This window comes from Chitinophaga caeni (assembly GCF_002557795.1).
Lineage (GTDB): Bacteria > Bacteroidota > Bacteroidia > Chitinophagales > Chitinophagaceae > Chitinophaga > Chitinophaga caeni.
In genome coordinates, this window is the sequence record NZ_CP023777.1 from 190,056 (window position 1) to 202,487 (window position 12,432).

Below are 12,432 nucleotides of genomic sequence, written 5' to 3' on the forward strand. Positions count from 1 at the left end.
TGCAAAAATTTTTAAACAACGATGAATCTCATTGAAGAATTGCGCTGGCGTGGAATGGTGCAAGATATGATGCCAGGCACGGAAGAACAATTACTGAAAGAAATGACATCCGGCTACGTAGGATTTGATCCCACGGCGGATTCTCTACATATCGGCAACCTGGTTCCGATCATGCTGTTAAAGCATTTGCAAAGGGCAGGTCATAAACCTTATGCATTGGTTGGCGGCGCAACGGGGATGGTAGGCGACCCTTCCTTCAAAGCTGAAGAAAGGAAAATGCTCGATCTCGATACGCTGCAACATAACCAAAACTGCATCAAGGCGCAATTGGAAAAGTTCCTGGACTTTGATCCTGCATTACCCAATGCTGCCGAGATGGTGAATAACTACGACTGGTTTAAAAATATTTCATTCCTGGATTTTATCCGGGACACCGGGAAACATATTACCGTGAATTATATGATGGCCAAGGACTCTGTTAAAAAGAGGATCGAGGGCGACAACGGGATGTCGTTTACCGAATTTACATACCAATTAATCCAGGGTTACGACTTCTTCCATTTGTACAGTAACAATAATGTGAAATTGCAGATGGGCGGTTCCGATCAATGGGGCAATATCGTAACAGGTACGGAGCTGATCCGCCGTAAATCCGGTGGTGAAGCATTTGCCTTTACTTGTCCATTGGTTAAAAAAGCAGACGGCACCAAGTTCGGCAAATCCGAAAAAGGCAATATCTGGTTAGACGCAACCAAAACCTCCCCCTACGAATTTTACCAGTTCTGGGTAAATGCCAGCGATGAGGATGCGGCACAGTGGATCAAGACCTTCACCTTCTTGGATGAAGCTACCATCAACGGTATTATCGCTGAGCATGATGAAGATCGCGGTAAGAAAGTATTGCAAAAACGTTTGGCAGAAGAGGTTACCGTCTTCATCCACGGTAAAGCAGAATACGATTTAGCTTTAGCGGCAACTCAAATCTTGTTTGGTAAAGCATCCATGGATGTGTTGAAAGCTTTTTCGGAAGAAGCGTTATTGAAAGTAATGTCCGGTGTACCGAAAGCGGCGATACCGATGGCAGAATTGGAGTCGAACGTGGATATCGTGAGCTTCTTGGCAAATGCAAAAATTTTCAGCAGCAAAGGCGAGGCAAGGAAAGCCGTGCAAAACGGCGGTGTGAGCATCAACTGCGAGAAAGTGCAAGGGATTGAATATGTTGTGAATAAAGATTTATTGTTTACGGGCAAGTATATTCTTTTCCAAAAAGGAAAGAAAAGCTACGTGTTGGTAAACGCTGAATAATAATACTATTTGTCATCCCGGTATTAATTTGGATGACGGCCCTTAAGAAAGGGATGCTAGAACTCCGTTCAGGCATCCCTTTCTATTTTTTTATCCGGCAGGACTCATGAAATTGTTGAAATCCTGGAAATATTCGCTTGTTCGAGCTTCCAAGCTCGGACTCCCCCGCGGAACAAGATTCTACAGGTAGAATATCGTGTTCGGCTGCATTAGAAATCTAACAATTGGCCGATTATGGTAAGAGGTGTGTGCACTTTTCGTTTCCGATTATACTGTAAATACTCGCAATGGCAGGTGGGTCCGAGCTTGGAAGCTCGAACCAGCTAAAATTTTGGATATTCCGGTAAAGTTCTGGTATTCAAATTATATCTCGAACAAGCTAAGGTTTCGGATATTTCGCTAAAGATTCTTCTTCAGGCATTCAAATTATATCTAACAATAATCTGCCACCGCTAGTTCGAGCTTCCAAGCTCGGACTCCCCCGTGGAACAACGTCCTACTGGTAGAATATCGTGTTCGGCAGCATTAGAAATCTAACAATTGGCCGATTATGGTAAGAGGTGCGAGAACTTTTTCCTTTCCGATAACACTGTAAATACTCCCAATGGCAGGTGGGTCCGAGCTTGGAAGCTCGAACCTGCAAAGATTTTGAACATTTCGGTAAAGCATTCAAAAAACGAACTAGGTTTCGAACGTCCATAATTTATAATACACTACCACAAATATTAACATATCAATATAATATCAAAATATTAAAAAAAGGATGCCAGTTAGCACTAGCATCCTTTTCTATATTGACAAAACAACGGTATTTATTTTAAGCCGTATTTATACTTGTACCTTTCGTACAATTGTTTTTGCTTATTATCCAGGCTTACATTACGGCCTTGAATAAAGGCATCGGTAATGATACTGGATTTCATATCCAAGATATCCCCGGTGCTGATCACAATATTCGCATCTTTACCAACTTCCAGCGAACCGGTAGTCTTGTCGATGCCGAGAACCTTAGCGGCATTGAGTGTGATGGCGCTCAGCGCTTGTTCCTTGGAAAGACCGTAAGCGCTGGCAGTTCCCGCGTTAAACATCAGGTTACGTTGTTGCCAAAAACCTTCATTACTGATACAGAATAATACGCCTGCCTGTTGCAGTTCATAAGCCGTTTTGTAAGGCTGATCTACTGCATCATCTTGCATAACCGGCAAGCTATGCGGTTGTGCCAGGATAACGGGGATATTATTCTCCGCTAAAATTTTCGCGATCAAATGGCTGTCCGTTCCACCTACGATTACCACGTCAAAATTAAATTCCTTTGCAAAATCTACAGCTATCAGCATCTCTTTCACCAATTCGCAATGGATAAATAATTTCTGTGACCTATCAAACAAACCCTTTACTGCTTCATATTTCAGGTTGGTTTCGGCTGGTTTGGGTGCATCCAGGTAAGCCTTCGCATCACGGAAGAAAGACTTTACCGACGCTATTTGATCCATCGCTCTTTTGAGTGCATCATCTGAAGAACCGCCAGCTCTTCTGAATGGATTTGACCGAACCATCAAGCGGGGCATCCTGAAATGAATACCGTTATCAGCTTTGTAAGCCGCATCTTCCCAGTTCCATGCATCTAATTGTACTACGGATGATGTACCGCTGATGAGGCCGCCTTCCGGTACCACGTTGGCCAACAGGATACCGTTGGATCGCAATGTCCCGATTACTTTAGAATCGGCGTTATAAGAAACAAGGCTCCTGACGCTGGGATTCAACTCCCCTACTTCCCTGAAGTCGTTCGTAGCGCGAACTGCTTCAAATTCCGTCAAACCTAAATCACTGTCGGGTACGATGATACCCGGGTAAACATGTTGCCCCTTGGCGTCCACAATTTTCCCTGTAGCCGTTACATTGCTGCCGACAGCCGTAATTTTGCCGCCATCAAAGGAGATGGAAGCATTGTTGAGTACCTGGCCGTTGCCGACGTGCACGGTAGCATTCACGATCGTGATAGGGCCGGATTGTGCCGGGGCCGGGTAAACTGTTGCTTGAGCGTGTATGGCGGTTGCAAAACAACATCCCGCAATTACACTGAATATTTTCTTCATAGTTAAAGCTAGATTTAGTATGATGATTGCGTTACCGATTGCGCATGTTGTTCTTCGAGGTCGAACAATTGACGTTGGTGCCCACCTCCGTCATCTTCACAATGCCAAAGCTGATCGATTGTGGGAGACGCTTTCTTCATCGGCCCGCCGCCTTTTTTCTCGGCCAAAATTTTCTGCATTAATGCATTTCTTTCCTTCGCGATTCTCGCTTGTAATTGTTGATCGTAATCACGGTCGAAATACACGGTACCATCCACGATTGTTTTCTCAGCTTTCGCATAAATACTTAATGGATGATCACTCCACAATACTAGGTCAGCATCTTTACCAACCTTGATACTACCGGTACGATCATCGATGTGCAACAATTTAGCCGGGTTGATCGTCACCATTTCCAGGGCAGCAATTTCTTCCATACCGCCGTATTTCACGCTTTTCGCTGCTTCCTGGTTGAGGCGGCGAGCCATTTCGGCATCATCGGAGTTGATCGCTACCGTGAGACCTACACGTTGCATGATATTGGCGTTGTAAGGAATTGCATCGGTCACTTCCATCTTGTAAGCCCACCAGTCGGCAAATGTAGAAGCTCCGGCATGATGAGCCTTCATCTTATCAGCGACCTTGTAGCCTTCCAGGATATGTGTAAAAGTATTCACGGTAAAATGGAAGCGGTCAGCCACTTTCATCAGCATATTAATTTCACTTTGCACGTACGAGTGACAAGTGATAAACCGTTTCTTATTCAATATTTCAACCAAGGCTTCCAGTTCGAGATCGCGGCGTTTATTGGCGCCTGATTTCTCGTAATCTTGCGCGCGGGTAAAGGCATCTACCAACACTTGTTCAACCCCCATACGTGTTTGCGGGAAACGGGTAGTATTCCTTTCGCCCCAGTTGGACTGCTTCACGTTTTCACCCAAAGCGAATTTTATAAATGGATCCCAATTTGCAAATTTTAGTTCTTCGGCATTTTTGCCCCAGCGTAATTTGATCAGTTGCGTTTGACCGCCGATCACGTTAGCAGAACCATGTAAAATATGAGATGTAGTAACCCCTCCACTCAATTGCCTGTAAATGTTAATATCATCAGGATTCAATACATCCGCGATGCGTACTTCGGAAGTAACGGATTGCGTGCCTTCATTTACACCGCGGGTTACAGCGATATGGGAGTGTTCATCGATAATACCTGCCGTTAAATGTTTGCCCGTACCATCGATGACGCGGGCATTTCCGGCGGGTAAATTTTTACCGATCCGGGAGATTTTTCCATTCTTCACCAGCACATCGGTATTCTCCAATACGCCATCAGCTTCGCTCGTCCATACGGTAGCATTTTTTATCAATATATCCTGTTCTGTAGGCATCGTTTCCCAACCGTAACCGGTAAAAGGATAATTGATCTTACTCAAGCTAGGGGCAGTCTCTTCTTTTTCTTTCTTTTCTTTGGGCGTGTATGCCTGGCTAAAAGTCATCGTCCAAAGAACAGGGTTACCCGCTTCATCGACACCGTTTCCGCTCCAGTTATTTTTACCGATCACGCCGCTTAAGCGCAATTGTTCCTTCTTGTCTTTAGTTACCGGAACGACCAATTGGGCCAATTGCCCGTTGAGATCAATTTTCCCGCTCAAGGTATCGGCAGATAATACTGCCAATGAAGGCTTACTAGCAGCACCTTTTAGCTCTACGCGGTATGTTTTGCTGCCAACTGTTAAAGTATAGGTTCCGCGCAAGTCTTTCCAGCCGAGGTCATGCAGTTCGTATTTATTTCCCTGTACCCAGTTTTGGAAGATCACGGTACTTTCATCGAAGATAGGCCCCGAGGTCAACAGGAAGTTGGCCACTTTGCCGGCATCCAGACTACCTACCTGATCGTATACTTTCAGAACATTCGCAGGCGTTTTGGTTAATGCTTCCAGCGCAGCTTTTTCTGATAATCCATATTTCATGGCTTTCCTGAGGTTGCCCATGAAAGATTTTACATCTTTTAAATCAGCCGCCGTTAAGCAGAAAGGAATCTTGGCCTTTTCGAATGCACCTGCTTCCGTGGGCGCCAGTTCCCAATGTTTCATATCGCTTAGAGCTACGAAGCGTGCATCGTTGGGGTCTTCGATGTCCATCGCGGCAGGGTAATCCAAGGGCAGGATAAATGTGGCCTTGGTTGCCCGCATTTCGGGGATACGCTGATATTCGTTTCCCCCGGCTTTTATGATGTATTGAACCCCGAATTCGTTACCGATTTTAACGGCTCTCAGGACATTCCATTTATCACCGGCATCAAAAATTTGCGGGTATTGCTGGATATCATTCCAAGCTTGGAGGCTTAAATTTACGCCTTCCTTGGCAGGCTTCGTTTTATACCATTGCGCATCCAGGTAAGATTGGCGCAATAGGGCGATGGCTCCCATCAGGGAACTCGGATAATTTTGTGTTGATGAACCTTTATCGAACGAATAATGCGCGGAGGCTTTTTCTTTCAAGATCACTTTATTCTCTCGCTCATCAGCTAAGGTTACGAATGTACCGGTGCCGCGGGCAATACCATCTTCAATATGGGTAAGAACAGATCCAAAACCTTGCGCACGTAGGCTGCCCGCCTTTTTAGCATCCACTGTGAACTCGTTTACCGCGTTCACTTGGCTGCGGATAGCCTGATTCCAACCATAAGCTCCCGGCGTATTTGAAATGAATTGCGGGTTGCCATGGTAGCCGCTGGCGCCGCGGCTGGCATCCGGCGTACCATAATCGCTATAGATATCAATAAACGAAGGATAAATAAATTTCCCTTTACAATCGATCACGACAGCATCCTTGGGGATGTTTACACTGCTGCCCACGGCAACAATTTTGCCCTCGCGGATAATCAAAGTGGCATCATTGAGCTTGGAGTCTGCATCTTTTACGATGGTGGCATGGGTGAAGGCGTAACATGCTTGACTAGGGTCAGCCACACCGTTTCCTGGATAGGTGACCTGCGCTTTCGCTGAAAATGTTGCCATCAATAATCCCATGAACCCAAGCTTGAATAAAAATCTCGCGGAGCGCTTACGCAGCGGGTTGTAGCGGGATTTTTCCAAAGCGGAAATTCCTGTTGTCATTGCGGTTTATTTTTTGTTGAACATAAATGATGATCGCATAAAGATAGGCGCTCTTTACACGACTTAGATTTTGGCTATATTTTTCACGTCGATCGTGATAAATGATATTAATTGTTAAATTTAGCAAATCATTGATGCTATTTCGAGTTATTTCTGATAATTTTTACGAATGGCATTTAAACAGGATATTTAACTGAACTTATGAAACAACTATTCACTTTCGCATTGGCTTTGGTAACCAGCCTGTTAATAATACAAACCCAAAATGCCCAGGCCCAAAAGAAGAATGCGGGGAAAAAGTCGCGCTGGACTGCCGAAGGTAAGGCCGATAAGATGGGTGATAAACTGGTGCGCGAATTACATCTCAGTAAAGAGCAAAGTAAACTCATCAATAATATTAATGAAGATATTTTCAAAAAATCCGATGCTGTAAAGAAAAACTCCCAGCTTTCTAAACGCGAACAGATGCAACAACTCAAAGCGCTCGATGAAGAAAGGAGCCAACGGTTTAAAGCAGTCCTCACACCTGAACAATATAAAAAATGGAATGATTGGGATTTGAAAAAGAAGGAATCGCTCGAATCGAAGATGGATAAAAAGCAGGAGCGACGGGGAAAGGCGGAACGGTCTTAAGACTTCGAAGCTAGGGCATTTAAATCCTGTTCCGGATCTGCCATTTTATCTTGAAATTTCTTGGCCACAGCTGGTTCGAGCTTGGAAGCTCGGACTCCAGCCTCGAAAAACATTCAATTGATAGAATATCTTGTTCGGCGGCATTTGGTATCCAACAATGGGATGTGCATGCTGCAAGGGGTAAGTTCTCGTTTCAGGGACAATTGTATTTTTCCTCAATTGTACGGAGGTCCGAGCTTGGAAGCTCGAACCAGCTTGGAACTTGGAAAAACATTCGATTGATAGAATATCTTGATCAGCGGCATTTGGTATCCAACAATGGGACGTGCATGCTGCAAGGGGTAAGTAATCGTTTCAGGGACAATTGTATTTTTCCTCGATTGTACGGAGGTCCGAGCTTGGAAGCTCGAACCAGCTTGGAACTTGAAGCTCGGACTCCAGCCTGGAAAAACATTCGATTGATAGAATATCTTGATCAGCGGCATTTGGTATCCAACAATGGGATGTGCATGCTGCAAGGGGTAAGTAATCGTTTCAGGGACAATTGTATATTTCCTCAATTGTACGGTGGTCCGAGCTTGGAAGCTCGAACCGGCTTGGAACTTGGAAAAACATTCGATTGATAGAATATCTTGATCAGCGGCATTTGGTATCCAACAATGGGACGTGCATGCTGCAAGGGGTAAGTTCTCGTTTCAGGGACAATTGTATATTTCCTCGATTGTACGGTGGTCCGAGCTTGGAAGCTCGAACCAGCTAGGAACTTGGAAGCTCGAACCGGCTTGGAACTTGGAAGCTCGAACCGGCTAGGAACGCGAACCAGCTAGGAATTTGGAATCAGATTACTTATTTAACAAGTTATTACATATTTTTTAGAGCGAAGGAAATGATCCAATAACCTGATTTAGCGCGAGGGATAGTAGTGGAAAGCCCACAGGAACGACCGTAGGGAGTGACGAGGACTTGCAACGGATAGCCCGACCCGCAGGGGCGCGCCCAAATCAACACTTCCAGATTTGCTATATGGACGATTACCGGAAACTGATACTTGAATTGTTTGAAGATGGCCTGAAAGCAGTACAGCCGGGAGAAATTATGCCCCAAACTATCTACAAGCAGGATGGGCAATGGAATATTGCGGGTAATCAATTCCCGGAACAGCAATCTTTTTATATTATAGGCGCGGGAAAAGCTGCTGCTATCATGGCCTTGGCCGTAGAAGACATCTTGGGAAACAAGATCGCAGGGGGATGCGTTATTACGCAGTTTCAGTCTAGTCGCACCCCTAAAAAAGTACGGGTGCTTTTAGGTGATCATCCTAAGCCGGGTGTACAAAGTTTAGCTGCCAGCAAGGACTTGATATCATACATTTCCACGGTACCAACTGGTGCCGTTGTAATATTTTTATTATCCGGCGGCGCATCTTCTTTGATGGCAGATGTACCGGATGGCATTACTTTGGAAGAATTATCGACCACATTCGAAGCATTATTGCATAGCGGCGCTTCGATCAACGAGATAAATATTGTTAGGAAACACCTTTCCAAGTTGAAGGGCGGGCAGTTAACGAAATTATTATCGCCGCGACAATGTATAACGCTGGCCATAAGCGATGTGCCCGGCGATGATCCGGCTATTATCGGTTCAGGTCCTAGTTTTCCTGCCGACAGTACTTTCGAAGATGCCTGGCAGGTATTGGAACGGTATAAATTATTGACGGGGTTGCCTACATCCGTTATTGCTTATCTAAGAGCCGGGCTCAGCCGTCAAATCCCGGCATTGCCGGCGGCGGCGGATGCAATTTTTGAAAATAGTTATTATAAAATAATTGCTACCAATAAAGATGTAATAGCCGCCATCCAGAAATCAGCAGCCCAACGAGGTTGGAATATTGGTGAATTACCTTTCCCGATCGGGGGCATTGCCAAAGATTTCGGCAAAAAATTGGCTGATTTTGCCAACCATTACCAAGGAAAAAGGCCGGCCTGCTTGGTAACGGGCGGTGAAAGTACCGTAGAAGTCCGCGGAAACGGGAAAGGTGGGCGCAACCAAGAATTAGCTTTATCGGCCAGTATGTATCTCGACAATAATCGCCCGATCACGTTGCTGGCAGCCGGTACCGATGGGAAAGATGGGCCAACCGAAGCAGCGGGGGCGATCGTAGATCAAGAAAGTGCAAGCCGCTACCTTTCATTACAGCTCAAGCCCGGCGCTTACTTAAGTGACAACAATGCTTATCCTATCTTGGAACAAACAGGCCAATTAATCTTTACAGGTCCGACAGGTAATAACCTGATGGATATCGTCATCATACTGGTAGCAAACTGATCAAAGTTGATATACAATTCTCCGTTGTTTGCCATACTTTCAAAATTCATAGATAATTCTGGGTCAAGTACTTGAAATTCTCCACATAGATTCTAATTTTGAGCAGCACAATACACGACTATGATACAAATGGAACAAACTTGGCGCTGGTTTGGCCCCAATGATCCGGTAAGTTTACGAGATATAAAGCAAGCGGGTGCCAAGGGTATCGTTACGGCTTTACATCATATTCCTAATGGCCAGGTATGGCCTGTGGATGAAATACAAAAACGTAAGAACATTATCGAAGCGGCAGGTTTGCAATGGTCTGTAGTGGAAAGCATCCCGGTACATGAAGACATCAAGACGCAAAAAGGAAACTTCAAAACATATATCCAGCATTACCAACAGTCGATCCGTAACCTCGCTAGTTGCGGTATCAAGATAGTTACGTACAATTTTATGCCGGTGCTGGATTGGACGAGAACGGACCTCGCTTATACCTTAGCCGATGGTTCGAAGGCATTGCGTTTTGATAAAGCCGCGTTAGTGGCCTTTGATGTGTTCATGTTGCAAAGACCCGGGGCAGAGAAAGATTATACGGAAGAAGAGATATGGATTGCTAAAGAACGCTTCGACAGTATGAGCGATGAAGACAAAAAATTGTTGCAGCGCAATATTATTGCAGGCTTGCCGGGTTCGGAAGAAACGTTTACGCTGGAGCTATTCCAATCTGCTTTAGATAAATACCAAGATATAGATGCCGTGAAACTAAAGTTGCACCTTTTCTATTTCTTGCAGCAGATCGTTCCGGTAGCGGAAGAAGTAGGCGTAAAGTTAGCCATTCACCCGGATGATCCGCCTTTCCCGATCTTCGGACTGCCCAGGATCGTAAGTACCGAACAAGATGCCAAAGAGTTGCTGGCAACGGCGCCTTCAGCATCCAACGGGCTTTGCTTTTGCACAGGTTCATACGGCGTTAGGGCCGACAATGACCTGGTGGGAATGATAGAAAGGTTGGGATCCCATATCCATTTTATCCACCTGAGAAGTACGAAAAGAGATGCGCAAGGCAACTTCTACGAAGCCGATCATCTTGATGGAGATGTGGATATGTACGCGGTCATCAAAGCATTGCTCCAAACTATGCAATCGCGTAACACCAGTTTGCCGATGCGGCCAGACCACGGTCACCAGATGCTAGACGATCTACAAAAAAATACAAACCCCGGATATAGCGCGATCGGTAGGTTGAGGGGACTGGCAGAACTGCGGGGGTTGGAATTGGGAATTGTTCGCAATATGATGGAAGGGTAATGAAACCTGGTAAAAATAAATGTGTTCATGCAGGCATTTGAAACCTGGTTTTTCGTGTTTGGACCATTGAATTTTATCTCCTTGCTGGTTCGAGCTTCCGAGCTAGGATCAACGCACCATTGAGGACATTTATAATTTTGTCGAAACCGATGAGGAATGCACTTCTTGCAGCATAAACGGCCATTTGTTGGACTTGAATGAAAGTTTCGGGCACCCCTGGCTTGGAAGCTCGAACCAGCAAGATTTTTGGACATTCTGGCAAATATTCAAAAAAACGATAAAAGCATTTCTCAAATAATGCTGCCGGAAAAAAATTTCCCCGGCGCATCCAGTGCACCGGGGAAATTAAAACACAATACAAATTCATCTTAGCATGATCCTATTCTTTCCAAAACTTATCGCCGGCCAAATGTAACAGCTCCAAACTAGATATTGATAACTGGTATTGGTATTGAATTCTTGACAATTGCGCTTCCAGAAGCGAAGTTTGTGCATTCTGCAAATCGAGGTAAGTAACTACCCCTAATTTGTAACGGGTTTTGGCTAGTTGTAATGCCCTCTCAGCTTGTTGCACCAAGGTTTCGGAAGTAGTCAGTTTCTTTTGATTCGCGATGATATCCGCATTTTGTTGACTTACATCCTGCCTTAATTTATCATTTACATCTTGCGTATTATACTTAGCAATTTCTAATTGGTGAGATGCGATACTTTCCTGCAATTTCAACTTCTTCCCGTTATAGATCGGGATGTTTAAGGTAACCCCGGCGCTGTAATTAAACTTGGGCGTACTTACATCCGGCAGGTAACCGTTTTTAAACCCGGTACCCGCATCGAGGAATAAAGAAGGACTAAATTGAGTTTTAGCCGCCTTCAGTTGAAGGTCTGCAACTTTTTCTTTTTCCAATGCAGTTTTGAGCGAAGCATTTTCACCGAAAGCGTCTAACGCGGTGTTTGGATCGGTGTTAGCCGGCCAGTTGAAATCATTGGAGATGCTTTCTCCCCCGTAAGTTACACCGGTCAAATAAGTCAATAAAGCCTGTTGTTTCTGTAATTGATTCTCGTACTCGATTTTCCTGTTCCTGTAATTTTCCAATTTCACCTTGGTGTTCAACAAATCTAAGTCGATCGCATCCCCATGTTTCAACTTGTTAGAAACCATGGTTTCCGTTTCTTCTAACAACTTGATATTAGCATCCTGCACGTCGATTTCTTTATTCAAGAAAGCGATATTCAAATACACGTTGGCAACCTGGTAAGCTAAGATCTCTTTCGCTTCCTCGGTTTGCATGGTTAATAAATCTTTTTGCGCTTGCGATTGCTGGATGTCGCTTTTACTTTTACCGAAATCGAGCAATAGCTGCCTACCGGAAATGCCCACGTTCATATTTTCGGCGGGGAAGGGTTGGAAAACCGCATCACCCAAATCGATTTTCGGAACGGGGTAAAGGTGTGTATAAGTGGCGTTACCGTTAATTTCCGGGAGCCTGTTTGCCTTGCTGATGGCGGTCCTGTCGCCCGCGATCATCTGCTGTGCTTTCAGGGATTTGATCTGGGCATAATGCTCAAAACTTTTCTGCACCAGGTCTTGCAAAGAGCCCGGTACATCCTGTGCATAAGATGGCTGTAAATAAGCCAAGCCTAATGCTAACCCTATAAAAAATATCTTTTTCATA

The 12,432-nt window shown here is 44.8% G+C and carries 7 protein-coding genes; 4 read left to right on the plus strand and 3 right to left on the minus strand.

The genetic code is table 11. From position 1 onward, the window contains the following. Positions 1-21 precede the first annotated feature (21 nt). Positions 22-1,305, plus strand: a complete 1,284-nt coding sequence (gene tyrS, locus COR50_RS00810; RefSeq protein WP_098192204.1) for a tyrosine--tRNA ligase — start codon at positions 22-24, stop codon at positions 1,303-1,305. 812 nt (positions 1,306-2,117) lie between these two features. Here tyrS and COR50_RS00815 read toward each other — a convergent pair. Then, the gene (locus tag COR50_RS00815; protein ID WP_098192205.1) at positions 2,118-3,404 is read right to left on the minus strand and encodes an amidohydrolase family protein; all 1,287 of its coding nucleotides are present in this window, start codon (positions 3,402-3,404) and stop codon (positions 2,118-2,120) included. Between the two features lie 14 nt (positions 3,405-3,418). Continuing rightward, entirely contained in the window at positions 3,419-6,502 is a 3,084-nt protein-coding gene (locus COR50_RS00820) for an amidohydrolase family protein (RefSeq protein WP_232516239.1), read from the minus strand. A 201-nt stretch (positions 6,503-6,703) separates the two neighbouring features. Between COR50_RS00820 and COR50_RS00825 the strand changes: the two genes are divergently transcribed. From COR50_RS00825 to uxuA, 3 genes are all read left to right on the plus strand, one after another. Further along, positions 6,704-7,135 (plus strand): hypothetical protein, encoded by a 432-nt coding sequence (locus tag COR50_RS00825; protein WP_098192206.1) that lies wholly within the window; start codon positions 6,704-6,706, stop codon positions 7,133-7,135. Between the two features lie 1,023 nt (positions 7,136-8,158). Beyond that, positions 8,159-9,463: a glycerate kinase type-2 family protein gene (locus tag COR50_RS00830; RefSeq protein ID WP_098192207.1), complete on the plus strand. Its 1,305-nt coding sequence runs from the start codon at positions 8,159-8,161 to the stop codon at positions 9,461-9,463. Between the two features lie 120 nt (positions 9,464-9,583). Then, positions 9,584-10,759, plus strand: coding sequence for a mannonate dehydratase (gene uxuA, locus COR50_RS00835; protein WP_098192208.1), 1,176 nt, complete (start codon positions 9,584-9,586; stop codon positions 10,757-10,759). A gap of 379 nt (positions 10,760-11,138) precedes the next feature. Here uxuA and COR50_RS00845 read toward each other — a convergent pair whose 3' ends face one another. After that, a complete protein-coding gene (locus COR50_RS00845) occupies positions 11,139-12,431 on the minus strand; it encodes a TolC family protein (protein WP_098192210.1) in 1,293 nt (430 codons plus the stop codon). Position 12,432 lies beyond the last annotated feature (1 nt).